We start from the raw sequence: 25606 nt of genomic DNA, 5'->3' as shown, positions 1-25606 counted from the left end.
TATAAATTGAGTGAGGTTTTGGAAAATGGCTAATATCCGAGAAATTGCACGAATTGCAGGAGTTTCAGTTACGACGGTCTCCAGGGTGCTTAATAACCATCCGTATGTAAGTCCAGCAAAGAGAGAAGTTGTCTTGAAAACAATTGAGGAAATGGGTTATAGCCGCAACTTGAATGCTGTACATTTATCTCAAGGAAAAACAAATATGGTCGGGATCGTGTTGCCTACGATCAACCACCCTTATTTTTCCGGGCTTCTAGAAGGAATTGCCGTAGAAGCAAAGAAGCATAACATCCAGCTGGTGCTTTTTCAAACGGATTATAAGCGTGATAAAGAGTTGGATGCATTAGAACAATTGCGTGGTGGACTGATTGATGGGGTCATTTTTTGCTCACGTGCCATTCCGTTTGATTTTCTATTACAATATAAAGACATTGGGCCAATCATTTTATGTGAGGATGCAGACCAGCAGGAATTCCCTTCCGTGTCGATAGAACATGTAAAAGCCTTTAATCTTGGCTTGGATTACCTGGTTTCAAAAGGGCATCGGAAAATGGCCATATGTCTCGGCCGATTAGAAGGAACAAACAGCCAGAAACGAATAGCTGCATATAAACATAAACTTAAGCAAATAGGTGAGATGCTTCGTAGTGATTGGATTCTGGGTCAGTGTTTGAGGATAGAGGATGGGAATAAAGTGATTACGAAGTATACAGAGTGGGATGAAAAACCCACTGCTTTCCTCGTTGGGAATGATCAGGTGGCTGCGGGATTAATATCTGAAGCAGATAGAATAGGCCTTAGGGTTCCAGATGACATTGCGGTATTAAGTTTTGATAACCATCCAGTCTCGGAAATCTTGAATATCACAACGATTGAAATTCCTGCTAAGCAGTTAGGTATTTCTGCTTTTAATGCATTTATAAAAAAAACCAAACATATAGATTTCGCTGATAAAATAGTGCTCCCGTTTCATTTGATAGAACGGAAATCGGTTTAGTAGGACTTCGTAAGAAAAGAGCATCTGCATCAGATGCTCTAAATTTATAATGATCGTTATTCTGCTTTAACTTTGTTTCTATTTATTATACTAATGGAATCATCCGTCATATAGTAGTCATGGCAATCAATTAAGATATCCTTTAAGGTCTGTGGGACTCGGTTTGCATCATAAGCGCAGAGTGTTGTGAAATCAGTATCCTGAAGCATTTGATCTGCCTCTTGCTCATACTCTCCAAGTGTTTGGAAAATCTCTTTTTGATCTCTCCATTCTACATGTGCCCAGGTCTTGATGGGTAGTTTCTTTTCCTGGTAAGGTGCAATCATATTTTTTAAATATTTTAATATCGTTTCATTATGAAAGTTACCGCGGTAGCAATAGAAGTCATAATTATTAATTGTGTGGATCATGTCTATTTGATCTTCATTAAACTGTTCATTGATTTTTCCCTGAATGATTGGCATGAACCGATCATTCTCAATGATCATTACGTGATTCCCTAACTCCAGTGAAGACGTGACGTATGCCATCACATTATTAATATAGCGATCCTGATCGTGAAAATAATAAAATATTTGTGCACCGGTCGTGTTAACTTCATTGATTAAGCTCTGAATCTCTTTTTGCATTGTTATCAGTCTCCTTTTGAATCCAAGGAAAACAAACAATGAATTCGCGTATTAAATGTTAACCTTAATTGTATCATGGATACACTGTTTTAACGATTTATCTTGTTTCCATTGTGAGTAACAGCCAATAATGTTATATATTTAAACGCTAAACATAGAAAATCTCCTGATTATTTTTCTTCTTGAATGATTCCTTTTTTTGTTTTATTAGTACTAAGATAAATCTATTACATGGACATTAATAAAAAATCATCGGACACATTAGCATCCGATGAGAGCACTTCTATTTTATTGAAAAAGGATTCAATTTATTCGCATTATTGGTTAATTTATTCAGGGCCTCATTATATTCTGTTTCTAATTGCTCAATAATTTCGGCAGCTGACTCGATTTTTTGAATGGCTCCTACACCCTGTCCAGCTGACCATATGTCTTTCCAAGCTTTTGCGTTTGTGTCCTTTTGCATCGCATCAAAATCAACTTTGTCTTTTTTCGCTAGCTTCTCTGGATCCAAGCCCGCCTTTATAATGCTTGGCTTTAGCATATTGGCTTTTACCCCGGAAAAAGCATCAGTCAAGATTAAATCTTCCTGGGTAGAGTCAACTAGCATATTCCGGTATTCATCATTTGCCATGCTTTCAGTCGCAACGATAAATCTTGTTCCCATATAGGAGAGATCTGCCCCTGCAGCCTGGGCAGCTAAAATTCCTCTTCCAGTTGAGATCGAACCTGCCAAGACAATGATTCCATCCCAGAATGTCCGGACAGAGTCAACAAATGCGAAGCTGTTCAGTTCCCCGGCATGTCCGCCTGCCCCGCTGGCTACTAAAATAAGACCATCTACTCCAGTTTCTGCCGCCTTCCTTGCGAACTTTACATCGCTGACATCAGAAAATACGAGTCCGCCATATTCATGCACTATTTCCACTACCCTTTTTGGGCTGCCTAAAGATGTAATGACGAGTTGTGGCTTATGTTTTTTCAACAATTCTAATTCATCCTCAAGCCGGCTATAAGAGCTATGTACTACTATATTCATTGCCCAGGGAGCTACCATCCTGTCAGGCTCCATTTCTCTTGTCTCTTCCAATTCTGAATTCAGTCTGCCCATCCATTCATCAAGGACTTCTATTGGCCGAGCATTAGGAGCTGGAAACGATCCAATCACGCCATTCTTGCAGCAAGTGCTTACAAGATCTGGCCCTGAAACAAGAAACATCGGTGCAGCGATTGCGGGTACTTTAAGCTGGTTCCACCAGTTTTCCGGAATAGCTTTTTTCATAAATTCATCTCCTTTAATTCATTTCTAAATTTTCTGAATATCTTACTTAATCTTAATTTAATCAAGCCTAAAATTCAATAATAAAACCATGCAAATTATATTAAAAAAGAATCCTGCACATTAATGCGAAGGATCCTTCCTGTATTTTCGCCTAAACACTCTAGCTTTTGCCATAAAATCTGACAATCTTGTACTCTTCTTTTCTGTTGGAATTCTTAAATATCTGCGCCAAATAAATTGGCTTAACTCTTCAATTAACAAAAAAGCAGCAAGTATCAAGACCAAGACTGCTATCCAGCTCCACATATTAAGGCTCCTTTCGAATTGGATAATTTATCCTATTCTTTCTTTTACCTCAAAATGTGTCATCGATAAACATTTTGCATATACTTAATTCGGATTTTTATAAGTCATTGCCCGTTCGCTATCCTTTAGCCCTTTAGTAGTGGGGTCTTGAACAATTCCAAGCATTGAGAGAATGATGAAGATACCATTTACCAGCATCAATACATCGTTTTGAACCTGTTCCGATAGGCTGAATGAAGTCCAGCCCAGCATATTCATTCCTTCTAAAACCATCTGCGCCACAATCATAATCTGAGATACAAAGGCGATTACCCAGGTTTTATTCCTTAACCTCACGCTCCAGTTAATCAAAATAACCCTTCCTTCCATTCTTAAAATGTCTGCTTGTTTCACTATATGCAGTCATATGAAATGGTTGTCAGCGTTTGTCCTGCCTATGACGGAAATTATTTAGGATTGTTATCTAATCTTTCTTTAATATCTTCCAGATGTACGTACAATATAAGTAAAACTAGTATTCCTGACATGAGAAAAATTCCCCAGCTGCTTTCAAGGAAAAACAAAGTGAATGGAATAAGAATGAACGCCCCTAAGCCTGCGAAAGTAAAGCTTTTTACTAAAGGGTACAGCAAAAGAAAGCCTGCAATAAGGACGATTGCTACTAATGGTTCAAAGGCAAGCATACCTCCAATAAATGTTGAAATTCCCATACCGCCTTTATACTTTAGCGTGATTGGCTTGATATGGCCTAAAAGAGCAAATCCTAACCCTGCCAGGACCATTTCATCAGTAAAGTCAAAGTATCTACCTGCAAGAATGACAATTGCTCCTTTTAAGGCATCTCCTAGGAAAGTTAGGACAAAAGATGTCTTGCCATGCACTCTTCCTGCATTCCTGGCACCTACATTCCCGCTTCCCTCCACTCTGATATCCTTATTGCCAAGAATTTTTATAACAAAAAATCCGGCCATCAAGCTGCCAATCAAATAAGCAAGGAGAAAATATATTATCAACATATCTCTGCACAACCTGTCCAATTTAATTATTTTAGGTTTATTCGCCAATGAACGAATTAATTCCTTTAATTACTATCTCCTTTTGACTTCATGTCATTAAAAAATTCCCGGCCTGAGGATTAGGCCGGGAATTTTTTTAATTCTTTCCAATCATGATTGCCTGTGCCAGTAATTCTTTGTCAAATTCCTTTTCAAGCAGTTCAATATTCTTCCTGAAATGATCAAGGTTTTTCGTTCCGATTAAAACAGAGCTAATGCCCTTGTTTTCATACAGGAAATTTAATGCCAGCGTTGAGAGAAGCTCTCCATCATTATGGACAAGTTCAAGCATTTGTCCAAGCTTTGCTGGTTTGAACTCTGCCTGTAACGCCTTGGATGTCAGCAGTCCTCTGCCAAGTCCTGTCCGGATTAAGACTCCCAGTCCTTTTTCTTCACAAAGCTTGATGTTATCTTCATTTTCCTGGTTCAATAAATGATATTCCATCTGCATAACATCAAAATCCCCAGACAAGATGCATTGCTTTGCGAGTTCGCCATCAATCGAGGCTCCAAGATAGCGGATTTTCCCTTCTTTTTGGGCATCCTTCATCGCTCTGACTGTCTCACCCTCAGCAATCACTTTTTCAGGTTCTGGTCCAAAGTGGATTTGCATCAAATCAATGACATCCGTTTTCAATAAGGTTAAACTTCGATCAATAGATTCCTTGATTGCCTTATAGGAAAAATCGTAGAAGGTAGAAGGTTCATCATTATGTTCACCGCATTTTGAAGCTAGAATATATTCACTACGCCTGTTTGAAATCGAATTGCCGATACGCTCCTCGCTCCGGTGGTAAGCACTGGCTGTATCAACAAGGTTGATTCCAAGATCGAGCACCGAATTCAATACGATGCCTGCTTCTTTTTCATCCGGACGCTCTTTATCCGCCAATCCCCAGTCTCGTCCAATCGATAATGCGCCAAACCCAATGAATGTTACTTCCTCATTCATGGTGTTAATCTTACGTTTTTCATGTGCTTTTCTCATTGGTATCACTCCAGTATGTATGTCTTCTTCTGTTTCAATAGATTATAACAAATCCCAACTAATATCCCTAACAAGATGATATCACTAAAATGGACGTTTTTCTGATGGCTCGACCATCCCGACAATATGAACAGAGTCGCTGTTAAGAATTCCCTCTATCACCCCTGAAGAAATCTCCTCATTTGTTAACCATCTTGACTGATTTCCTTCTATTTTAAATCCCAATTGCACTTGTCGATAAATACAATCATCAGGAATGGGCAGCTTTTTTTTCGTCTCGGAAAGATTCCGGCCGCTCCCCAGAATGTGTATTAATTCCCATGTATACCCAGGGACTGTATTTAATTGAATCGTGGTTTCTAGAGCCTTTTCTGCATCTGTGCGCACCCATGCTACGATTAAATCCAACATGCCATTTTTCTGTATGCTCATGGCAATTCTTTTTTCAAGTTCCCCTATATTTCGATAATCTACATTTATCGGAGTAATATCGGTATGACTCGATTTTTCTTTTAATCTTTCAAAACGATTTGGATTCCGACCAATCACTGACACCATATACCCTTGATCCAATAGCCATAAAGAGACTGGTGCAAGCATCCCAGTTCCACCAATCACTAATGCATGTCTCGTGTTCATAACACTCCCCCTTCATAATCCAAATAGCCCACTATGAATTTATTTCGTGATTTAAACCACTACTGTATTTTTAAAATAAATTTATAAAATTAAACAGTGAGTATTTGTACCGGTCAATGCTAACAAAGTAATAGCATATGCAAGCAAAATTCTATCCTATAAATATTATGATGCCAGTTTGAGTCTCTCCTTTGTTTTAAAGATACCGGAAATGGGATTTAAGTTCCCATTGATGGCCTTTCACTGCTCGAAAGCTAACTTATTTAAAAGTGTAAGTTGAATTTGAATTTTCTTCCTATTAAGAACTGAATTTCCTTATTTTATTATATAATATCATTAATACGATTCTCTTCGTTAACGCGAAAAGGTTCATGTTTGTAATTAAAAAATACTTAAATTTCGCGAGGCAGGTCTAAGATGGATAAAAATATACTTTATTTCAAAGATAATTTTTTTTCTGCTGGAAGAACGGATATCTATAATGAAGCAAAGGAAATTGTCGGTGAGCTCGATTTAAGGAGTGCGTTCAGTTCAGGAATAGACGTACTTAATTCTAACGGGGAATTAATGATTAGCGGAAAATTTCCGATGTTGGGCATCAAATGGAGGATATACGACAGTCAGGGAAACGAGTTGGGTTCTCTCGGTTCGAAGTTCTCCCTTTTTTCGAAGAAATTTGAATATGATGCATACGGCCGCGGTGTTTTTACTATAACCTCTGAGGCTTTTTCGAATGAATACGAGATTTTAGAGGGTGATGTCGCTGTTGCAAGATTTGAGTGGTTTAGCGGCTTCTTTGCTTCCCCTGCTTATCAGCTGAAAAACGATACAGATTTGTTATCAAATGAAGAACTGATTGCTGTCGTCATGGGAGTGAATGCCATACAAAAACGACAGAGAAACAATGCAGGCAGCTGATAAAAAAAGATGTTAGATATATACATTTTCATATATAGAAAGAAGGAGCCAGATTTATGGCTCCTTCTTTTATGTTCTTTGTACAGCGATCTTGTTTGTGAAATATTGCTTTTTCATATATAGGAAGAAAAATAGAAAAACACCGCCGCTTAATGCACGCAATCCAGACGCGATGTTCATCGCTGTTTCAACCGAACTAAGGTGGAGCAGGTATACACCAACCTGAGGTGCGATAAAGCCTATTATGGCAAGCAAGATATTGTACTGTGCGATGAAACTCCCACGGTTTTCCTCCCTTGTGACTTCAAGAAGCTGATTAAACAGCAAAAGTACTGTACCAGAAACGAATAACCCTGATGTAAAGTTAACAAAGGTTAAATAATACATATTTGTTGATAGGATGGTCAAGAACGGTGCACTTGCCATTCCAAGCGCTGTAACTGCCAGCATTTTCGCATTGCTGTGCTTGTCAGCCATCCTTCCCCACCATTTAAAACTTATAATTTGGCCAATCTGATTGGCGACCGTGATGATGCTGATCCAGAAACCGGTCATATGAGCTACCTTTATATTGTAAATATTGAACAGCGGCCATGCCAGCTGCCATGCAAAATTAAAAAACAATCCGCAAATCAAAAAGTAGATAAATGGTTTGTACTTGTAGGCATCCCACCCGAAGTTGAATTTACTTTTTTCGGTTTTTAATTCCCTCTGGGGTTCTATATGTCTATTTAAATAAAAAACTTCCACAACACCAAACACGAACGCCATCAAAAATAAAATCTGGTACGGGAGCGGGTTCACTTTATCAAACCATTTCAGAGCAATGCCGATCATTAGTGTCGTGATCATGCCGGCAATTGTCAGGACTCTGTTTCGCTCACTGAAAAATCCGCTTCTTCTGCTGTCGGATACTAAATCTCCTATGAAGGACTGCCAGCTAAGCATTGCGAATGAACCAGGCAAATTCATTAAACCAACCAGCAATACGAACGTCCATGCCCTATATTCGACTGGCAGATAGATAACAAAAAACATGCCAATCAAAAACAAGCGGGTAAAAAAAATGGAACGTCCTGTGAATTTCTTCTTTTCCTGAAGTCTGCTCATGATGGCAGTTCCGAGGATCATGGCGAACATCCCAATTATTTGCGGCAATGAACTGATCAAGCCGACCTGGTAATTCGTAGCTCCAAGGACACCTATTGCAAACAGCGCAAAATAGTTATTACTCATACTCATGACAATAGTGGAGGCTACACCATTAATGATGCTGTTCTTTTCATTCAATTTAATAATCTCAGAAGGACTTTGCATACATTCCTCTTCTTTCAAAATAGTAAAATTATTTTGGATTTCGAAATATCCACCTAATTTTACTCCTTCTGGTTTTGGCTGACAATAGGTATTTTATTGATAATTCAAACTAAGAAAATTCTGAAATTTACACAAAAAAAAGGAGCGTTTCGCCCCTTTGAAGATTTGTTTAAACATTGTTTAAAACTAAGTATAATCTGTTGTTGCGTTCGCTTTTTTCTTCCTCTGTCACAAGGTCATACTTTTTTAGTAAATGAAATACTTCATTCAATATGTCCTGGGTATGTTCCTCTTTAAAAAACTTGTTGAACAAAGTACTCATATCCTGAGGCAGAAATTCCATCTGGGACTCGTATTTCTTCTTTACATCTTCATGGCTGTGATCAATTTTACACTCTCCCATGCCTATTCCCTCCTTTTTGTTTAACATCATTAGAATACCAAACTCCTAAAGTCTTTACCCTAATTTTAATATTTTATCATTATCGTGATTATAGTGAGACTCTGGCTGCACATGATGCAGAGCAATAAATACTGCAAGAAAAAGGAATATCATTCAGAAGGTTCCTTTTTCTTGCTATATCTGTCTTTTCCAATATTCCCATGCATTCAAATATTCATCAAAATCCCCAGGGTGATGTTTAATACAAGTTGCGATGCGAAGGTAAAGTCCTATCAGTACATTTTCATACAAATTCTTGGTATCTTCCAGGAGAGCATTGGCTGCGGCCTCAATCGTTTCTATTTTCAGGTCATCTGTTGAAGAACAGAATGCGTAAATCAGGTCGTAAAGTCTTGGACCGATTACCGGTGTTGGATCAATGACACCGGTCAATTTGCTCTCTTCAAATATAAAATTATGCACACCACAATCGCCATGAAGCAGATTTGGCTGAATATTACTATCGTTTTTTCGATTTTTAATCAAGGTGTAAACAAAATCCCTATCTTCATCTTGAAGGTAGTTTTGGAGTATGTCACTTGCTTCATGGGCTCTCTTGAGTAAAAACTCCGTCCAGGATTTACTTGGATCATCGGCCCAGCCCCAACCTGCAGTAGATTCGACAATTTTATATTGATTGAAGACATTTTGTACAAGTTGAATCAAAACTCCGCTTTTGTTATTTCTCTGGTATGCTGTCTCGCCTTCAACAAAAGAATAGACTATGTAATGATTTAACGGTTGCTGGTATATAAGTGTTGGAAATAAATGAATCTCTGAGTACTCTTTGAGAAATATAGCTTCTGCCTCAAGCACCTGTGGTTCATTTTTTTTAATTACATAGCGAGATTGAACCAAGAATAACTCACTAGTCGTTCCGCCACTTAGCATAGAAAAATCTGTATCACCTTTGACGATTTCTTTGTTTTTTAATTCCAGAATGATGTTTTCAATATTCATCCTTATAACCTCATTTTTATTGTTGAAAATGGTATGGAGCCGAACTCTGAAGCAAGAATTCTACTCCTTCAGGATGGAATGGCATTAATGCATTCGCAGTCTGCAAATCAACCCATTTAATCTCCGAAATTTCAGCTGCATCGTTAATGGCAATATCTCCGCCTATAATCTTTGTATTGAAAGTGAAAAATACTGCATGTACACCTTTATCCTCCTGGAACATTTCATTGATTGCTACAATGTTAACAGCTTCTAAAATCAAGCCTGTTTCCTCGTTTGCTTCTCGTACGACTGCCTGTTCCAGTGTCTCACCAGGCTCAACTGCCCCGCCAGGTAAAGACCAGCCGCTGCCAACATTATTAACCATCAGTATCTTCTTTTCGTCTTCTAAATAAATGAGAGCATATGCTACATCTACTCTTTCCATTGTTATCCTCCGTAATTGGTATCTATTGATGACCTCTCAGTATTCTATCTCCCGTCAGAACTTACTAAAAATCCTTTTCATCTAGCTCCAATTGTGCAAGGAATTTTTCTAGATTGTCTTTATTAATCCAATTGGTACCCCAAACATCATCGTTCCTTAATAAGGTTCCAAGAAACCAGATTCGTCTTAAGGCAACGAACTGTGGCAAAAGCTTAAGTCCAGAATTGTTTATGTTTCTTTCGCTTAGATATCCTTCTAAGAATGCTTTCCAGCAATCGGGTTCCAAATGAGGATAGTTCTGTTTTAGATTCCACCAAAACACGGCAAGGTCATAAGAACGATACCCATTTCCACAGCAATCAAAATCGAAGGCCTCAATCCTATCGTTATCTATATGCATATTGAAATTATGGAAATCTCCATGGCAAAAACCAATTTCTAGATTTTCACTTAACAGATCCGATTCAATCCGATCAGTTATTTGCTGTAAAAATCGTAACCTATCTTCCCCTGCGAATTTTTCTATAATTGGTGCAATCAAGAACATAGGCTGATACAGTAAATGTTCAAGGTTTATTTCATAGGTTCTATTATAGCCTGAGTCAAATGGTGTACCATCTGAAGCTTTATGTATATTCCCTAGTGCCTTTCCAATCAAAGTGCAATTTTTTTGATTTATTTCTGGTCTGTCCCCGTTTGAATAAGTAAACAACGCACCATATCTGATTCCTTCCGGAGCGGGTACTTCAATCAGCCACTCACCAGCTTTATTTGGTTGAGGTACTGACACCGGGCATCCGAATTCGGAAAGATGGCTAATTGCATGTAATTCAAACAGGATATCTGATTTTGTTCTCCAACCGTTTCGATAAAGCCGGAAAATGTATTTTTTATTATCAGCAACAACCTTATAAGTATCATTCAATCCTCTTGTTAAAAACGAACAACTTGTCACTGTCCCAAATTCATATTCTTGCAAAAGGCCCTGAATGTACTTATTGCTCACTAATGAATGTCTCACTGTTAAAGGCATCATTTGCTATATCCTTTCAACGATAAATTATCTAACCTCTAATTCTTTATATATTCTTTTGAAAAAGCTCATTTCCTTCCCATATTGCCAAATAAAAAACGGCCACTTTAGATGGGCCGCAATTATATTGAAGTCTTTTTCATGAAATATATGATTACACCGCTGATGAAACTACCAAGCGTTGCCGTTCCCAACAGCATGGTATAGATGATTTCGCCCAACACAGCCATTTCAGCGGCTGGAAAAAGTAAAACTTTTACCCCCATCCCCAATGTACAAATAAAAAATATCACTCCGGGCAGCCATTTGAGCCATTTTGCTTTTGCTTTAATGAAAATGAAAGGAAAAGCCATGCCAATAAGAAAAACAATTGAAAACACCATCTTCTTCATTCCAATCCCGTAATTTGACTTGCTCAATGTATTTAAGTAGACGAAATATTTAGTTGTGCGTTACTTGTCTATAAAAAAGTAATAATGAGTATATTCTTTTTATACAAATGAAAAGAGCTTTATTCTTGTTTACTGGATTGTACTTTGTTTTAAAGCTCCTGGATTAAGTACTTCATTGCCATCGTCTCCGAAAAACGGTTTATTATCTGGTATCTGCTTATGCAATCCTCAGGATTTAAAAGTATTTTTGCCCATTTGCCAGCCTTCCAGACAAACTGTCCTATTTCCACATCCGTGCCATTTGTCAGTTCCACAAAAACAATCATATAGTACTCGCCATCGTTACCAAGAAAGCGAAAGTATTTCATAAAGTCTTTTTCTACCATCGGATAACTTTGTTTAATCATGTGACACCATTCACCATACCTAATATTGACATTAGCCTCGGCATCATGAGCCCACCCATGGTAAGCAGCGCACAGGAAGTCCTCACCTGTACGAGTTATCTCCTCAATTTTGAAGCCATCCAAATCCTTCACTGTTTTAATAAAACCATAATAATAACCAAAATAGGTGATTTGTTTGTCTGACCCCTCTATGGTTTCGATTTCATAAAAAAGCTGGTTATCGGCTATAGGGATCAATTTCAGTAAGTTAATATGGCCTATTCCCTCGAAAAGTTTAAGGAAGTCACTATAACTTAACTTTGTCTGGAAATCTTTTGATAAAAATTGATACGCGATTGGAAAAGGCTCTTTTGCCATTCCCACCGTACCGCACCCACCTATTTTCCCTGGAAGCAAATTTTCTGCTTCACGGATCACACTGAAGAAATGGATTACTGTCTCGTAAGGGCTTTTTATCAGTTCCTGCAACTGTAAAGGTGAACTTGTTTGCACAAATCTTCTTATATTAAGTGCTGGACTTTTTGATGGCCTAAAATACTTTTCATTCACATTCATTGTGATCCCTCCTCTCTATTGTAAGATGGAGCGATTAAAAATGTGCAGGCTAGGGAATGAAATATAAATTTTAATACACAATAACAAATGTTTATTTTAACCATAAAGGAGACGAGATCGTGAGAAAACTATTTTTGCAAATGATAGTGATTATTTTGGCCATTGGTATTGGGTTTCCCCAGATTACAGCGAATGCTGAGGGAAACGAAAGAGCACACCAACATTGCAACTGGCACGCAGTTGCACAATTAAAGGGCGGAATGAGAAAGCTTTGGATTGACCATGTCATGTGGACGAGGGATTATATTAAAAGCAACCTGGCTGGCCTGGAGGATCAGGATCAAGTTCTTGCTAGGCTGATGAAAAATCAAGAGGACATCGGAAATGCCATTAAGCCATACTACGGTGATGAAGCGGGAAATAAGTTAGGAGCTCTATTAAAGGACCATATTGCCATTGCTGGAAAATTGGTTGAAGCCGCGAAAACTGGTGATCAGGCAAATTTTAAAAAGTTTAATACTGAATGGTACAAAAATGCTGATGATATAGTTCAATTCCTTAGCAGTGCAAACCCAAATTATAACGAAAAAGAACTAAAAGAAGATTTGTACATCCATCTGCAATTTGTTACTGATCAAGTAACTGCACGATTGAAGAAAGACTGGGCTGCAGATATTAGTGCGTATGACCAGGGTGAAGATCACATGGTAAAATTTGCTGATACTTTATCAATAGGGATTAAAAAGCAGTTTCCGGAAAAATTTCAATGCCAGCGGAAGCATGGGATGAAGAAAAAATAGTAAAAAGAGATTTGTGATGGTTTCGTTTAAAGGGGCACGAAATGGTAAATATCCGTGCCCTTTTCCTATAGGAAATGATTACGTGATCTGTTAGTACTTTTCGAACTTGAATTTTGAAAGTAAAACCCGACGAGTGAGTGCACTTACTTTTTATTTTTCCAGTCGACTGCTAATAAACTGTATGTAACAAGATCCTCATAGTGGTCATATAGCCATTGTCCATCCTTTGTGATCCCTTCATTGCAAAAACCTAATTTTTCTGGTATCGCTATACTTTTGGCATTATTGACGGCGCATTGAATTTGAACCCGATTAAGATTCATATTAGTGAATAAGTAATCCAATAAGGAAGATACCGATCTTGTGATGATCCCATTCCCTTGTGCATTTTCTGATAAAAAGTAGCCAATGCTCGTGCTCTTGTTTTTCCAATCGATGTAGTGAAGTCCTAACATCCCTACTAAATCTCCATTGTACCGAATACCCGCATCAAAGCCATTATTATCAGCGTAATTTCTTATCCAAATTGGGATGATCGGTTCGAGGTCTTCAGCAGCTTTTCTTTTATCCACCCACAACAGCCATTTCCTAAGATGTTCACGATTAGTATCGATCAATGCATACAATTCTTCCTTGTGATGCTGCTGCATTAATTCAATCTCGATTTCTTCATCGACTTTAAATGAAAACATCGCTTTTCCCCATTTCGATTTTTTTATAGGATTATACAATAATATGTAAGAGTTTAGTATTGTATTTTTGAAAGAAAGTCTCTGATAAAATGGATGTCTACATATTGATTTAACAGAAGAACAAAGTGCTCATGTAAGGGCTCTACTTTTCCCGTATGTTAGAGTTATACACTTAGATTGATAGAATGATCCGTTTATTTTAAGGAGCAACCAGCTCCACTTTTATACGATCTGGATCTTCAAAAAATACCGCATAGTAATTCTCGCCACCTGCGTAGGGATGCTTGTCCATATAAAGAATAGGAACACCCATATCTTTCAGTTTCAGTGTTATTTCGTCCACTTGCTCCCTTGATTGCGCATGGAATGCCAGGTGATTCAACCCTATTTTTGACCTGTGATAACCTGATTCAAGAAATCGGTCTTCTGTTTGTACGAATACAAGGTATGTATGCTCAAATATCCAGCTTATCCCTCTATCCCACTTTTGAAATTTTTTATAATTCAAATCAGATAAAAACCATTCCCAAAATTCTATCGTTTTGCTTAAGTCCGAAACATTTATTTCTATGTGATGCAGCATCTTTCTTCCTCCTTAATTGGTCACTCAGTTGCATTGATAAGTGATTTACTGGAAAAAATATCGTGATAAATAAAAAAGTCTTTATAGCTGAACCATACAATAATTGATTTGATTTTCATTTATAATCATATCAGCTATTCTTGATTTTAAATAGATAGTAATAAACTATGAGAATAATTTCATTTCCGCAGGAAAACTGATTGGGAGATGAAACCTTAAGGGCTCTTGCTGTTCATTATTCGCCAATTTTTATAAGATAAAAGAAAAAAAGCTAATCAGGAGACGATATGATTCGAACTATTGCATTTAGCCAATCACATGAAATAAGGACTGGCATGAGTATACCTGAATTGATATCAGGTGATTATCGGTGGTACTGGATTGATTTTAATGAGCCCACTCCAGATGAAATAGAATTTCTGAAGGAGCCGCTCAGGTTCCACCCCTTGGCAATCGAGGATTGCATACACACGCTTCAACGGCCAAAGCTCGATTATTACGATGATTATAACTTTTTTGTTGTCCAGGCGCTTAATGCTGATTCAATGGATAAGGAAGAGGTCGATTTATTTTTGGGCACAAATTACATCATTACCTTTCATATGGAAATGAATCGTGAAATCGATGATGTATGGAGCCGTCTTGAACTGACTAAAACGCCTGGTAACTGGGACCCTTCGCTTGTCCTTTATCATGTTATAGATAAAATTGTAGATAATTATTTTCCGCTTGTATATAAGATCGAGGATTTATTAAATGAGATAGATGAAAATTCAACTGGACGATCCATGGAAGAATTACTCGAAGATTTATTTGATACGAGGCATGAGCTGCTATCATTAAGGCATACGATTACTCCGATGCGTGACCTTGTTTATCGGATGATCAATTCTCACAGGCTGGCAGATATTTTGGCCAGAAAGGAATACTTTGCTGATATTCATGATCATTTATTAAGGCTGGGAGAAAAAGTTGAGGCCAGCCGCGAACTTACCACTGATATTCGGGACAGCTACCTTTCCATGAATTCTCATGAAACAAATAGGGTTATGAAGGTTCTTACCGTAATCACAACGATTTTCATGCCTCTTACCTTCATTGCTGGAATCTATGGAATGAATTTTGAAAATATGCCTGAACTCGGCTGGCAATATGGCTATTTCGGTGCTTTGTTCACGATGTCTTTCATTGGTCTCACAATGTTTTTATGGTTCAGGAAAAAGGGCTGGTTTAAATAGCGAGAGAGCTTTTGAAATGAAAAACCATTGTAGGTGCGCCAAAAGCACCTCAATGGTTTTTGGTTTTTATTCTCTCGTTCCATCCTCGTTCACTTCTAAATAGTCATCAATCAGGCTTTTACAGACCAAGGCAAGGCCTGCCAGGAAAAAAGCAATCGTAACTGTCAGTGACAAAAATAAATAGGATATGAATGTAGTTGAACTCATCCAAATCAGCCATAAATACTTCTCAAGGTTATTAGCCATTTACTTTTTCAGCCTTCCAATAGAGTTGGCTGATCGCTTCTGCTAATGCTTCTACTGTATTTTTTAACTCCTTCATATTATTATCTACACCGCCTACTTCGACAACTAATGAGTTTCCGCTTAGGTCCTGATTGTACACTCCGTCTACGCCTATCCCTTTTTTAGGCAAAACTCCCTTGCTTATACCAGGATAATTTTTATTCAGAAACTGATGCAGTTCATTGGCAAATTTTACGTTTCGCTGAAAGTTTTTATTTTCTTCCCCTATGACAAAAACAAGTTTTGCATATGGTTTATTGTTGATTATTGCCGTTGTGGAGTCTTTTCTGAAAGAGTCACGGTGCAGGTCGATGAAATATTCTAGGTGATCGTTACCAGCCATCGCGCTTTTAACTAAAGTTCGTGAGACATCATAAGATTTCGGGGAAAGCCATCCCCTTTTATTAAGCTCCTGGCCAATATTTGTCTTATCAACAGTTGCACCTATTCCCCTTCTCTCCAACTCCTTACCAAGTAACTCACCTACTATGGTGATATTTGTTTTTCCATCCACCGCATTGTTCTCATTCTCTGCCCCATCTAGCCCGAGTAAGGGCAAATATGATTCCCAGCTATGTGTGTGATAGATGAAGACGGATTTTTCAGAAGGGGGAGCTCCAGTTGGTCCATTGCCGCTGTTCAGCTCCTTCAGTTCATTAGCCGCCATATTTCTTTCCTGCAGCAAAACATCCATCGGTGGAGCCGATTCTATCGGTATATCTGTAAAATCTACACCTTCATCTGCAATCAGGAAGTTCGAATCAAAAGCCATGAACCCAGGAATTTCACTTCTTACCAGGCTCCTCAGGTCATTCATCTCTATATTCGTTATAAGCTTGAAACCTGTTGAAATGACAGAAAAATCGGGAGTGGATCCTGTTAACGCATGTCCAATCAATGGGTTTTCATAGCTGATGATCCTAAGGAAAATATCGGCTCCGATATTTCCATTTACCTTGAATTTAAAAAAAGTAATATTTGAAGATGAAATAAATCCAGCTAGAAGAAATAAACTCAAGGTACAAACAATGATGATTATACCGCTCAACATCTTCTTATAAATATTCAATAAAATGGCACTCATCGCATCACCCTAATCATTTTGCTTACCAAATTAATATGTTAATAGAGAGGTTTTTAGACTAAAAAACGCCTGGACAAGGATGTCCAAGCGCTGCTCAGTGTTAAAAATATTTCTTCTTCCAAAACACGAATGCAGTTAAGCCAGCAAGAAAAACCGCAAGGCTCAAGGCAAAAAAGAATGCCATGGGGTGGTGTTGGAATGGCAAGTCAACGTTCATGCCAAAAAAGCTGGCTACCATGGTAGGGAAGGAAAGAATAATCGTAATGGAGGTCAAAAATTTCATGACCATGTTGAGATTGTTTGAAATGATAGAAGCAAACGCATCCATCATCCCGCTTAAAATGGAGCTGTAAGTTTCAGCCATTTCAATCGCCTGTGTATTTTCGATAATGACATCTTCAAGCAAATCCTTATCTTCTTCATACATCTTTAAGTAATTGAAACGCATGATTTTCGCCAATACAACTTTATTGGACTTCAAGGAAGTCGTAAAGTACACAAGACTTTTTTCCAGTGCGAGGAACGCATACAGTTCTTTATTCTTCATTGACTGATGGAGCTCTCGCTCTATTTCATTGGTCTTTTTATTGATTTGTTTCAAATAGCGTAAATAATAGATGGAAATGACATATAGAATCTGCAGCGCAAACCTTGTCTTTTTGAATGTGAAGAATTCCTTCATTCTATTGCTTCTAAATTCATTCAATACCGGAGTCTCTTTTAAAGACACTGTAATAATGCAGCCTGTAGTCAGGACGATTCCGACTGGGATCGTTTCGTAAATTGGAAATCCAGATTCATCGTGTGTAATGTATGGATAGTCGACAATGATGTAAACATTGCCATCTTCCTTTTCGATCCTCGGCCGCTCTTCATCATCAAGTGCGTCACGGATGAAATCAATGGCAATACCAGTTTCATTAGCTACCCTTGTGATTTCTTCTTCAATAGGGTGTACCATGTTCACCCAGCAGCCTTTTGAGATTTCCTCTACCGATTCCAGCTGCCTCTCTTCATTGCTTTTAAAAATCTCGAGCATTCTACAAACCTCCTCATTTCTTATTGAGGAAGCCAACTACCTTTTACAAGAGTTGATAGTTTTGCAGCATTCAATAATATCAATTCTAAGAGATGATCGACTTCCCCGCGCCTCTCGGGATCAGGCTCTATTGAATAACCCAACAATACCAACTCCTCTCTTTTTTCACCTCTTACATCTTACCCCTGCTTGCTAAAAAGCACAATCCTAATTTTCTTTAAACATATTGCAAAAAAAGTCAGGAACTGGACATCCGTCTTGTCTCTAATTAGCTTATGTAATGGATTAAATGAATGCCACCTTCCGATGGGAAATATCACCTTCGAGTAGAATTTTGGGCTCTTCGCTGATTTCAATCACAGTAAGGCTTGTATCATGAATGTACGGTGGCTCCCATAACTTTTCCAGCGGGAGATTTTTATAAAAGGCAAGCAAGCATTTGATGACCACTGTATGGGTAACCAATAAAATATTACCAGTTTGATGTAAATTCTTGATTTCATTGATTGCTTCCACTACCCTATGCTGAACCTCCAGAAAGCTTTCACCTTTTTCAGCAATATACAAATGAGGAGTATTCCAAAAGGAGTGGAACGAATCTGTATCCAATTCAGCAACCTCAGCGTGGGTACGGCCTTCCCAATTACCCATATGAATCTCTCTTAACTTTTGCTCCAAATGAAATGGGATCTCCTGGTCACCCATAATCAATTTTGCTGTATGGACAGTTCGTTCACTTGGGCTTGAATACACCGATTCAAATACGGTCGTCTTTAGAGCTTGTCCAAGGGCGATAGCATTTTGAACTCCACTTTCCGTTAATGATGAATCCTTCCATCCCTGTAGCCGTTTTTCAACATTCCATACCGTTTCTCCGTGCCTTGTTATATATAGTTTCAGCATAAGATTGCCCTCCTCTTTTTAGTGAATTTCTCATTCTATTAAATATTTAATTGCTATGGGACTTCCACAGCAAAAGGCAGATGCAGTATCTACAGCTGCAGACGTTGTTGTAAAAGTTGGCCAAATTGGCGCGGATTCATACACAGAGCCTGAACGGCGTCTTATATACAGTAGATCAAATTGGCGGGATGGCAGACAGAATTCTTTGGACTGAAGATCAGATTGGCATCATGGCTGACAGAATCGTGTATGTCACGGAATTTTCACAGGACAATACCATTAAGGTCATCTAAATGGTTACATCATTTTGGCCAACAGGTACAAAGGATGGCGGTTATACTTACAAAGTGTTCTTGACACCAGTAGCAATGCTTCCTGCAGGCTGGTAAAGGTGGAAAAAAGGATGAATCATTCAGGTTTCATCCTTTTTACATTTGATTAAATCACAGACTGAACATCTATTTTTTTGGTAATATTATTAATTTCAAACTCTTCCTTCAGGATAGAATACATCTTCAAATCCCAATGTTTCCCTTTGATGAGCATCCCTTTCCTAATAATGCCCTCAAAGCTCATTCCAGCCTTCTCCATTACTCGCTCGGATCCGATGTTTTCCAAGAAGCATTTTGCCTGTATCCTGACTAAATCCATTTTTTCGAAACCGAATTGGATCAGTTCCTTCGCTGCTTCTGTTGTAACACCTTTTCCCCAAAAATCCCGGGCAATTACGTAGCCAATTTCAGCAAATTGATGATTTGTATTCCATGAGACGAAGTCAATCGTACCAATTAATCTTCCTGTTTCTTTATACTCGATACCCCAAGGGGCAATTCTTCCAGCCTCATACTGGTTTAAGATAAAATCGATAAACTCTTTCGTATCCGACAATGTTTGATGCGGGCTCCAAGTTACATAAGTTGATACCTCTAGATCTGAACCATATACAAACATGTCCTCTGCATCTTCATCAGTTATTTTTCTCAGTAAAAGTCTTTCGGTTTCTAAAATCGGTAAGTCACTATAAATCTCTGAGACTTCCAAATGAATGCACCCCCAATGATTTTTAAACTATAATAGCTTAATAAACAGCTAACATGCAATAATTTCCATTGGGGTTTGCCGAAATAGTCAATGATTCGTATTTTTCGACAGTTAACATAATATTATAATGTTAACTGTCGATTATTTCGTCAAATATTATTAGGGGTATCCTTAGCTATAGATAATAGCTTAGAAAAAGAAAGAGTAAGAATAAGCACTACAGCCATGCTTATGAGACTTGCAATGAATAAATCATCATTGTATTCTTTGAGTTTGAAAATAAGTGATAATGGTGCCCCGTCTTCGTAACCAGTTGGCAAGAAGTAAAGAAAGTGGTCAATCGCAATGTCTGCAGCACCGAAAATCCAGCATAGCCCTATTACCGCTGTGCTCACCACTTCTTAATAAGACCATTGTGATTCGTAAAATAACTAAATGTTACTGATATGCAGGTTATAGCAGCGATAATCACTATGAGCTCTGCCCCTTCAACATACAGCGATTTTGTGCCTGCCAGCAGAACAACCAAGACCAATCCAAGCCCACTGATGAGTATTTTTTTCATTCGCTTCCTCCTAATTTTTTATTGGATTGCCATGAAGGCGACCTTCCATATACCATCTGGGTCTTTTATCATCCTAAACCCTTGAGAACCATTTGCATTTTCAAAGCTTATATACCCTTCAAAATCGCTTGTTTCAACAAACTTTCCATCCTGGATGCCACCAAGAGCAGACAGCTTTTGTGCAGCAGTTGTTCGATCACTATCGCTGAATTTAATATGCTCTTCCTTTGACCACATAACATATTCTGGTCTTGTCGTATATAATGCATATTCCGTTTCTGCATCTCCATCAATGCCTGATTGAACGTACAGCTTTGCTATACTTATTGGAGAGAGTTTTTTTAAGCTATCGAAATCATGATCGAGTTTAAACCAGTTATAAGCAGTTTTTTCTGCTTCAGTCAGCTGGAATGCTGTCGTGTCATAAATGATTTCGCCTGCTTTTTGTTCCATTTCAGTCAACGTTCCGTCGGGTCTTAAAGTTTTTATCATCACCTTCCCTTTCTGAGTATAGAAGATGGACATTTTCAAAGCTTTATTATCTGGTGACCAGCCAATTGAAAATAGTACACCGATTTTTTGGTTTACAAGGCTTGGAAAGTCTACCATAAAATCATGTTCCAGGTTGCTGATTGTCCCTGGCTCGACCAAATATTGATAAGTCCAATACTTTTTTGTGCCATCCTCAGCATCCGCGTTTTCAAACTCGTTGAATTTTGAACCAAATACCTCTTTAGCTGCATCCTCTGATAAGCCTATTTTGAAAGCTTTCTCTATAAATTCCACCTTTTCTTTCACCAATTGATCTTTTTCCTCGTTGATATCAGCTGGAGAGACAGCATCACTAATTTTTAGGTCCTTTGAGTCCCAGTTGTGAATTAACAAACGTCTTCGTACTTTTTTGCCTGTTTCTGAATCAGTATAGGAGTAACTAACATTTAAGATATCGCTGTCGTCTGGATAAATGGTTTCTAATGCGAGAGTCGAAAAATCTGCATTTTGATAATACTTAATTACTTCCTCAATCGGCTGGTCATAAATTTCAAAGGTTAATTTTTCTTTAAGATAATCCTGATCTCCCTTTTTCAAAGCATCGAAATAATAAATGAGCTCCTTTCCTGGTGTTTGCCCGCCAACAATTTTGAACACCTGTTGATAGATGGTTTGGTAAGCATCATTATTGGCAAATAATTTATCAATATTTCGTTCCTTTTCATTAGCACTTTTGTCTTTATCGTTATCTTCGCTAATTACTTCTGCTTTATCAGCGATTTTAGATTTTTCTTGATTTGAATTTACCCCTATGAATGATGCAGCCAAAACGGAGAATACCATTACAGCCATTGCCATTGGCACAAGAATCGGCCATTGCCATTTAGGTTTGATGTTCAGTTTTTCCTGATTTTGTCCCTCTGTAATTTCAGCCCTGAGCTTTTCTACAAAGTTTTCATCTGGCTCAATGTCTTGCCGGTTCTTTAAGGGCGCGAGGAATCTTTGGTCAAACGACGCATGTTTACGATTGTCCATCCTTCAGTTCCCACCCTTCCTCATCTTTTAAAACCTGTTTTTTCAATTGCTCTAGCGCCCGATGATAATCCACCCGGACCTTGGTCTCACTGCAGCCAAGAATATCAGCAGTTTCCTTAATGCTAAGTTCCTTTAACCCTCGTAAAATAACAACTGTCCTGTAATGCTGTTTTAATTTCAACAAAGCGTTCTGAAGCTCAGTCCATTCTCCTTTTCGAATAAGCTTTTCTTCAGGGGTGACACTGTCTTTCTCATTATCAAATATCCATTCAGGAAAGAGGCTCACAAACTTCCTTTTACGGTGTAAATCCATTGCCGTATTTCTGGCGATGGAAAGAATCCAAGTCTTCAGCTTTTCTGGATCCTTCAGACTTGAAATCGACTTCATGATTTTAATGAATGTTTCTTGTGTAATATCTTCTGCTTCCTGTTTGTTGTTTGTAAAATATAGCGCGAAATGATAGACATCCCGATGATAAAGATCATAAATTTCATTTATAGTAAGCCTGCTGTCTTCCACATATCACTCCCCCATTCCGTAATAAGTCGCCCAAATTCAATTTTTGTTTCAGTTTTACTTAAATTTTTTTCGTTTTTTACAAATACTAAATATCAAAGCAGTATTTGGTAGAAAGGCTTCCGCTTTTGCTGAAACGGGAAAATCATTTATAATAAAGAGATAAATTCGGTTTATAACCTTATTTTACCAGCAGAGAAGGCTACACAAAAGCTTCATATTAAAAGGAGATCGACTATGCATTTATTGAAACGATTTTGGGAGGCTGTTGTCCGATTTTGGAAAAGACGCCACCTTACACAAATTTTGTTATTAATCTTATTAGTTTTTATACTACTTTCCATTCTTTGGTTTGCATTCATTGCAAGCAGAGCCAATGTCCAATCATTAAAGGATGGTCTTAGCCAGGCAACAGTCATTTATGACAAGGATGGCGATGAAGCAAGCAAGCTTGCGACAAATAGGACTGGTGGAATTTCAATTAATGAAATTCCAGAATATGTACCTAATGCCGTCGTAGCGATTGAAGATGAACGCTTTTATAAGCATGGTGGGTTTGATATTAAAGGTATTGCACGAGCCTTCTTTGGGAATTTATTTGCAGGCAGGATCACTGGAGGCGGCAGTACGCTTACACAGCAGTTAACTAAAAACGCACTACTGTCACCTGAACGGACGTACAAGCGAAAGGTAGAAGAATTATTTTTAGCTGTAGAGCTTGAAAAGGTATATACTAAGGAAGAAATCATTGAAATGTATCTTAACCAGGTATATTTCGGCAGCGGTGCTTTCGGGATTAATAACGCAAGTAAAAAGTACTTCGCCAAGGATGTTGAGGATGTGACGATCAGTGAGGCGGCGATGCTTGCCGGCCTGCTTCATGCCCCTTCAGCATTAGATCCATATAATAATTATGATGGTGCAATGAAACGAAGGAACGTCGTTTTGGCAAAGATGAAAGAACAAAATATGATTTCTGATGAAGAATATAAAAAGGCTAAAAAAGAGAAAATCGAACTTGAAGATGGCGGTGGCAGCCTTGCGGACCGCAAGTTTCCATCTTATGTTGACGCGGTTCTCGATGAAGCGACAAGCAGATACGGCCTTACGCAGGATGAAATTATGACGAGGGCCTACCGTATCCATACAGAATTGGATCAAAACCTTCAAATAAGTCTTGAAAAGGTGTATACACAGGACTATCTGTTTCCTGACCGTGCAAGCGACGTACTCGTACAAAGCGGCTCGGTCCTGCTTGACCCAGGTAACGGCGGTGTACGCGCATTGGTTGGCGGCCGAGGTGAAAAAGTGTTTCGAGGTTTCAACAGGGCCACCCACTTAAAGGCACAGCCTGGCTCCACAATGAAGCCGCTGGCTGTTTATACACCTGCACTTGAGGAAGGCTACGATTACGATTCAATGCTTGTAGATAAGAAGATGGACTTTAAAAACTACAGTCCAAAAAACTTCTCTGACACCTACCAGGGGGAAGTCCCGATGTATGAGGCGATTGAGAAGTCAATCAATCTGCCGGCAGTCTGGCTGTTAAATGAAATCGGCCTCGAAAAGGGAATCGATTCAGTGCGAAGGTTTGGCATCAAGGTTGAAAAGGAGGACCAAAATCTTGCACTGGCTTTAGGCGGAATGCATAATGGTGTCTCCCCTCTTCAAATGGCGGAAGCCTATTCTGTTTTTCCTAACGGCGGCAAGCGGCATGATGCTCATATAATTACAAAGATAGTTGGTCCTACTGGCAAAATTATTGCTGAGCATGACGGAGCTACCACACGGGTCACATCAAAGGGAGTTGCAAATGAAATGACTTCAATGCTGCTGAATGTCGTTGAGACTGGTACTGGGAAAGGTACAAAGTTAAAGGATGCCCAAATCGCAGGAAAAACGGGTTCTACGCAGCTTCCTTACTCAGACGTTGACGGAACGAAGGATCAATGGTTTGTTGGCTATACGCCAAACCTGGTTGGTGCAGTCTGGCTCGGTTATGATAAGACAGATCGCGAACATTATCTGTCAAGCAGCAGTTCCAAGGATGTTGTTCCGATTTTTCGTGCGATTATGGAAGAATCTGTTCCCCATATCAAGCCTGAGGAATTCGATGTCGAATCGGTAAATACTCGCATATCTGGCAAAACGATCGATTATAAAGAAACAGAACAAGCAATCAGAGAAAAAGCGACTGTGCTTGAGAAGGAATTGAAGGAGCGGGCAGGCCAGGTTGAAGAAAGATTAAAAGAGCAAGCTCCAAAATGGAAGAAGGTCTTAGACCAAATGCAGGAAGACGCCGGCAGAGTTGGCGATAAGGTCATAGACAAACTAAGGGATTGGCAAGGGCAGTAAACATGATAAAGAGCAGCCAAAAATGGCTGCTCTCAGACTGTAGACAAACTAAGGGATTGGCAAGGGCAGTAAACAGATAAAGAGCAGCCAAAAATGGCTGCTCTTAGACTGTAGACAAACTCGATAAAAATCGGGCTTGTTTACAGTCTTTCTTTTGTTTGGAGGAGAAATGGGGCTGTTGCTTTCCGTTCCAGGCGCTTCGCTTACCGCGGAAGAATTATGGAAAAACCCAACTGCCAGCTTTAAATGTGTTAGCATTTTCGGCGGAGTCTATGCGCCTTCCACTCCAAGTAACAGGCCCCTTTTTTAGGTAGCTAAAAGCACTAATTGGTGACCTCTTTTTCCAATATTTGTTCGTTCAGGTAATCAATAGAGCTTATTGGTGACCTCTTTTCCTAATGGTTCTTTCAGGTAACCAAGAGGACTTATTGGTGCTCTCTTTTTCCAATATTTGTTCGTTCAGATAACCAAGAGAGCTTATTGGTGACTTCTTTTCCAATATTTGGTTATTTCAGGTAACAAAGAGGTCTTATTGGTGCCCTCTTTTTCCAACATTTGTTCTTTCAGGTAATCAAGAGAGCTTATTGGTGCCCTCTTTTCCCAATATTTGGTTCTTTCAGGTAACCA

The 25606-nt window shown here is 38.6% G+C and carries 30 protein-coding genes; 6 read left to right on the top strand and 24 right to left on the bottom strand.

Annotated elements, in window-relative coordinates:
• The first annotated feature begins 25 nt into the window (after nt 1-25).
• Nucleotides 26-1000 (top strand): LacI family DNA-binding transcriptional regulator, encoded by a 975-nt coding sequence (locus V7654_RS15445; RefSeq protein ID WP_335431446.1) that lies wholly within the window; start codon nt 26-28, stop codon nt 998-1000.
• Nucleotides 1001-1056: 56 nt separating this feature from the next.
• On the opposite strand, the gene V7654_RS15440 is transcribed toward V7654_RS15445, so the two are convergent.
• The 6 genes from V7654_RS15440 to V7654_RS15415 form a co-directional block, all read right to left on the bottom strand.
• Nucleotides 1057-1629, bottom strand: a complete 573-nt coding sequence (locus tag V7654_RS15440; protein ID WP_335431445.1) for an MEDS domain-containing protein — start codon at nt 1627-1629, stop codon at nt 1057-1059.
• Nucleotides 1630-1912: 283 nt separating this feature from the next.
• The gene (locus tag V7654_RS15435; RefSeq protein WP_335431443.1) at nt 1913-2911 is read right to left on the bottom strand and encodes an NAD(P)H-dependent flavin oxidoreductase; all 999 of its coding nucleotides are present in this window, start codon (nt 2909-2911) and stop codon (nt 1913-1915) included.
• A gap of 390 nt (nt 2912-3301) precedes the next feature.
• Nucleotides 3302-3610, bottom strand: a complete 309-nt coding sequence (locus tag V7654_RS15430; RefSeq protein WP_335431441.1) for a phage holin — start codon at nt 3608-3610, stop codon at nt 3302-3304.
• Nucleotides 3611-3663: 53 nt separating this feature from the next.
• Nucleotides 3664-4233, bottom strand: coding sequence for a glycerol-3-phosphate acyltransferase (locus tag V7654_RS15425; RefSeq protein WP_335431439.1), 570 nt, complete (start codon nt 4231-4233; stop codon nt 3664-3666).
• A gap of 136 nt (nt 4234-4369) precedes the next feature.
• A complete protein-coding gene (locus tag V7654_RS15420; RefSeq protein WP_335431437.1) occupies nt 4370-5260 on the bottom strand; it encodes an aldo/keto reductase in 891 nt (296 codons plus the stop codon).
• Nucleotides 5261-5344: 84 nt separating this feature from the next.
• Nucleotides 5345-5899: a short-chain dehydrogenase gene (locus V7654_RS15415; protein WP_335431435.1), complete on the bottom strand. Its 555-nt coding sequence runs from the start codon at nt 5897-5899 to the stop codon at nt 5345-5347.
• A 417-nt stretch (nt 5900-6316) separates the two neighbouring features.
• Here V7654_RS15415 and V7654_RS15410 point away from each other — a divergent pair, with 417 nt between their 5' ends.
• Nucleotides 6317-6817 carry a hypothetical protein gene (locus V7654_RS15410; RefSeq protein ID WP_335431434.1) on the top strand — a complete coding sequence of 167 codons (501 nt, stop codon included), beginning with the start codon at nt 6317-6319 and terminating at the stop codon, nt 6815-6817.
• Nucleotides 6818-6886: 69 nt separating this feature from the next.
• Here the strand turns inward: V7654_RS15410 and V7654_RS15405 are convergent, their stop codons facing one another.
• The 7 genes from V7654_RS15405 to V7654_RS15375 form a co-directional block, all read right to left on the bottom strand.
• Complete coding sequence (locus V7654_RS15405; RefSeq protein WP_335431432.1) at nt 6887-8152, bottom strand: MFS transporter; 1266 nt, start codon at nt 8150-8152, stop codon at nt 6887-6889.
• 151 nt (nt 8153-8303) lie between these two features.
• Nucleotides 8304-8537: a hypothetical protein gene (locus tag V7654_RS15400; protein WP_335431431.1), complete on the bottom strand. Its 234-nt coding sequence runs from the start codon at nt 8535-8537 to the stop codon at nt 8304-8306.
• Between the two features lie 174 nt (nt 8538-8711).
• The gene (locus V7654_RS15395) at nt 8712-9536 is read right to left on the bottom strand and encodes an aminoglycoside phosphotransferase family protein (RefSeq protein ID WP_335431430.1); all 825 of its coding nucleotides are present in this window, start codon (nt 9534-9536) and stop codon (nt 8712-8714) included.
• A gap of 16 nt (nt 9537-9552) precedes the next feature.
• On the bottom strand, nt 9553-9963 hold the full coding sequence (locus V7654_RS15390; RefSeq protein WP_335431429.1) for an NUDIX hydrolase: 411 nt from the start codon (nt 9961-9963) through the stop codon (nt 9553-9555).
• A gap of 64 nt (nt 9964-10027) precedes the next feature.
• The gene (locus tag V7654_RS15385; RefSeq protein WP_335431428.1) at nt 10028-10984 is read right to left on the bottom strand and encodes a phosphotransferase enzyme family protein; all 957 of its coding nucleotides are present in this window, start codon (nt 10982-10984) and stop codon (nt 10028-10030) included.
• A gap of 134 nt (nt 10985-11118) precedes the next feature.
• Nucleotides 11119-11388 carry a hypothetical protein gene (locus V7654_RS15380; protein ID WP_335431426.1) on the bottom strand — a complete coding sequence of 90 codons (270 nt, stop codon included), beginning with the start codon at nt 11386-11388 and terminating at the stop codon, nt 11119-11121.
• A 149-nt stretch (nt 11389-11537) separates the two neighbouring features.
• Nucleotides 11538-12350: a hypothetical protein gene (locus tag V7654_RS15375; RefSeq protein ID WP_335431424.1), complete on the bottom strand. Its 813-nt coding sequence runs from the start codon at nt 12348-12350 to the stop codon at nt 11538-11540.
• Nucleotides 12351-12469: 119 nt separating this feature from the next.
• On the opposite strand from V7654_RS15375, the gene V7654_RS15370 reads away from it, so the two are divergent.
• Nucleotides 12470-13150, top strand: a complete 681-nt coding sequence (locus V7654_RS15370; RefSeq protein WP_438825312.1) for a glycosyltransferase — start codon at nt 12470-12472, stop codon at nt 13148-13150.
• Nucleotides 13151-13293: 143 nt separating this feature from the next.
• Here V7654_RS15370 and V7654_RS15365 read toward each other — a convergent pair whose 3' ends face one another.
• Both V7654_RS15365 and V7654_RS15360 read right to left on the bottom strand, forming a co-directional pair.
• Nucleotides 13294-13842 carry a GNAT family N-acetyltransferase gene (locus V7654_RS15365; protein WP_335431423.1) on the bottom strand — a complete coding sequence of 183 codons (549 nt, stop codon included), beginning with the start codon at nt 13840-13842 and terminating at the stop codon, nt 13294-13296.
• Between the two features lie 199 nt (nt 13843-14041).
• The gene (locus tag V7654_RS15360) at nt 14042-14425 is read right to left on the bottom strand and encodes a VOC family protein (RefSeq protein WP_335431422.1); all 384 of its coding nucleotides are present in this window, start codon (nt 14423-14425) and stop codon (nt 14042-14044) included.
• A 287-nt stretch (nt 14426-14712) separates the two neighbouring features.
• Between V7654_RS15360 and corA the strand changes: the two genes are divergently transcribed.
• On the top strand, nt 14713-15663 hold the full coding sequence (corA, locus tag V7654_RS15355; protein ID WP_335431421.1) for a magnesium/cobalt transporter CorA: 951 nt from the start codon (nt 14713-14715) through the stop codon (nt 15661-15663).
• A gap of 66 nt (nt 15664-15729) precedes the next feature.
• On the opposite strand, the gene V7654_RS15350 is transcribed toward corA, so the two are convergent.
• From V7654_RS15350 to V7654_RS15335, 4 genes are all read right to left on the bottom strand, one after another.
• Nucleotides 15730-15909 (bottom strand): hypothetical protein, encoded by a 180-nt coding sequence (locus tag V7654_RS15350; RefSeq protein ID WP_335431420.1) that lies wholly within the window; start codon nt 15907-15909, stop codon nt 15730-15732.
• On the bottom strand, nt 15902-17032 hold the full coding sequence (spoIIP, locus tag V7654_RS15345) for a stage II sporulation protein P (RefSeq protein ID WP_335431419.1): 1131 nt from the start codon (nt 17030-17032) through the stop codon (nt 15902-15904). Before spoIIP ends, V7654_RS15350 begins: the two co-directional genes overlap by 8 nt.
• 100 nt (nt 17033-17132) lie before the next feature.
• Complete coding sequence (locus V7654_RS15340; protein ID WP_335431418.1) at nt 17133-18071, bottom strand: magnesium transporter CorA family protein; 939 nt, start codon at nt 18069-18071, stop codon at nt 17133-17135.
• Nucleotides 18072-18356: 285 nt separating this feature from the next.
• Complete coding sequence (locus tag V7654_RS15335) at nt 18357-18974, bottom strand: histidine phosphatase family protein (RefSeq protein ID WP_335431416.1); 618 nt, start codon at nt 18972-18974, stop codon at nt 18357-18359.
• A gap of 125 nt (nt 18975-19099) precedes the next feature.
• On the opposite strand from V7654_RS15335, the gene V7654_RS15330 reads away from it, so the two are divergent.
• Entirely contained in the window at nt 19100-19267 is a 168-nt protein-coding gene (locus V7654_RS15330; protein WP_335431415.1) for a hypothetical protein, read from the top strand.
• A gap of 145 nt (nt 19268-19412) precedes the next feature.
• Here V7654_RS15330 and V7654_RS15325 read toward each other — a convergent pair whose 3' ends face one another.
• From V7654_RS15325 to V7654_RS15305, 5 genes are all read right to left on the bottom strand, one after another.
• Nucleotides 19413-20015, bottom strand: coding sequence for a GNAT family N-acetyltransferase (locus tag V7654_RS15325; protein WP_335431414.1), 603 nt, complete (start codon nt 20013-20015; stop codon nt 19413-19415).
• A 149-nt stretch (nt 20016-20164) separates the two neighbouring features.
• Complete coding sequence (locus tag V7654_RS15320; protein WP_335431412.1) at nt 20165-20410, bottom strand: hypothetical protein; 246 nt, start codon at nt 20408-20410, stop codon at nt 20165-20167.
• Nucleotides 20407-20580 carry a hypothetical protein gene (locus V7654_RS15315; protein WP_335431410.1) on the bottom strand — a complete coding sequence of 58 codons (174 nt, stop codon included), beginning with the start codon at nt 20578-20580 and terminating at the stop codon, nt 20407-20409. Before V7654_RS15315 ends, V7654_RS15320 begins: the two co-directional genes overlap by 4 nt.
• A gap of 18 nt (nt 20581-20598) precedes the next feature.
• Nucleotides 20599-22107, bottom strand: a complete 1509-nt coding sequence (locus V7654_RS15310) for a hypothetical protein (RefSeq protein ID WP_335431407.1) — start codon at nt 22105-22107, stop codon at nt 20599-20601.
• Nucleotides 22094-22627: an RNA polymerase sigma factor gene (locus V7654_RS15305; protein ID WP_335431405.1), complete on the bottom strand. Its 534-nt coding sequence runs from the start codon at nt 22625-22627 to the stop codon at nt 22094-22096. The genes V7654_RS15310 and V7654_RS15305 overlap by 14 nt, the downstream gene beginning before the upstream one ends.
• 234 nt (nt 22628-22861) lie before the next feature.
• Between V7654_RS15305 and V7654_RS15300 the strand changes: the two genes are divergently transcribed.
• The gene (locus V7654_RS15300; protein ID WP_335431404.1) at nt 22862-24979 is read left to right on the top strand and encodes a transglycosylase domain-containing protein; all 2118 of its coding nucleotides are present in this window, start codon (nt 22862-22864) and stop codon (nt 24977-24979) included.
• Nucleotides 24980-25606 lie beyond the last annotated feature (627 nt).

Origin of the sequence: Bacillus sp. JJ1609 (assembly GCF_036967045.1) — a bacterium.
In the GTDB taxonomy this organism is placed as follows: Bacteria; Bacillota; Bacilli; order Bacillales; family Cytobacillaceae; genus Mesobacillus.
The sequence above is the reverse complement of the archived record's forward strand: the minus strand, read 5'-3'. Positions and strand labels throughout refer to the sequence as shown.

Coding starts and splice junctions, on each gene's coding strand:
- V7654_RS15445 (WP_335431446.1), top strand. CDS start 26: ATGGCTAATATCCGAGAAATTGCACGAATTGCAGGAGTTTCAGTTACG.
- V7654_RS15440 (WP_335431445.1), bottom strand. CDS start 1,629: ATGCAAAAAGAGATTCAGAGCTTAATCAATGAAGTTAACACGACCGGT.
- V7654_RS15435 (WP_335431443.1), bottom strand. CDS start 2,911: ATGAAAAAAGCTATTCCGGAAAACTGGTGGAACCAGCTTAAAGTACCC.
- V7654_RS15425 (WP_335431439.1), bottom strand. CDS start 4,233: ATGTTGATAATATATTTTCTCCTTGCTTATTTGATTGGCAGCTTGATG.
- V7654_RS15420 (WP_335431437.1), bottom strand. CDS start 5,260: ATGAGAAAAGCACATGAAAAACGTAAGATTAACACCATGAATGAGGAA.
- V7654_RS15415 (WP_335431435.1), bottom strand. CDS start 5,899: ATGAACACGAGACATGCATTAGTGATTGGTGGAACTGGGATGCTTGCA.
- V7654_RS15410 (WP_335431434.1), top strand. CDS start 6,317: ATGGATAAAAATATACTTTATTTCAAAGATAATTTTTTTTCTGCTGGA.
- V7654_RS15400 (WP_335431431.1), bottom strand. CDS start 8,537: ATGGGAGAGTGTAAAATTGATCACAGCCATGAAGATGTAAAGAAGAAA.
- V7654_RS15395 (WP_335431430.1), bottom strand. CDS start 9,536: ATGAATATTGAAAACATCATTCTGGAATTAAAAAACAAAGAAATCGTC.
- V7654_RS15390 (WP_335431429.1), bottom strand. CDS start 9,963: ATGGAAAGAGTAGATGTAGCATATGCTCTCATTTATTTAGAAGACGAA.
- V7654_RS15380 (WP_335431426.1), bottom strand. CDS start 11,388: ATGAAGAAGATGGTGTTTTCAATTGTTTTTCTTATTGGCATGGCTTTT.
- V7654_RS15375 (WP_335431424.1), bottom strand. CDS start 12,350: ATGAATGTGAATGAAAAGTATTTTAGGCCATCAAAAAGTCCAGCACTT.
- V7654_RS15365 (WP_335431423.1), bottom strand. CDS start 13,842: ATGTTTTCATTTAAAGTCGATGAAGAAATCGAGATTGAATTAATGCAG.
- V7654_RS15360 (WP_335431422.1), bottom strand. CDS start 14,425: ATGCTGCATCACATAGAAATAAATGTTTCGGACTTAAGCAAAACGATA.
- corA (WP_335431421.1), top strand. CDS start 14,713: ATGATTCGAACTATTGCATTTAGCCAATCACATGAAATAAGGACTGGC.
- V7654_RS15350 (WP_335431420.1), bottom strand. CDS start 15,909: ATGGCTAATAACCTTGAGAAGTATTTATGGCTGATTTGGATGAGTTCA.
- spoIIP (WP_335431419.1), bottom strand. CDS start 17,032: ATGAGTGCCATTTTATTGAATATTTATAAGAAGATGTTGAGCGGTATA.
- V7654_RS15340 (WP_335431418.1), bottom strand. CDS start 18,071: ATGCTCGAGATTTTTAAAAGCAATGAAGAGAGGCAGCTGGAATCGGTA.
- V7654_RS15335 (WP_335431416.1), bottom strand. CDS start 18,974: ATGCTGAAACTATATATAACAAGGCACGGAGAAACGGTATGGAATGTT.
- V7654_RS15315 (WP_335431410.1), bottom strand. CDS start 20,580: ATGAAAAAAATACTCATCAGTGGGCTTGGATTGGTCTTGGTTGTTCTG.
- V7654_RS15310 (WP_335431407.1), bottom strand. CDS start 22,107: ATGGACAATCGTAAACATGCGTCGTTTGACCAAAGATTCCTCGCGCCC.
- V7654_RS15300 (WP_335431404.1), top strand. CDS start 22,862: ATGCATTTATTGAAACGATTTTGGGAGGCTGTTGTCCGATTTTGGAAA.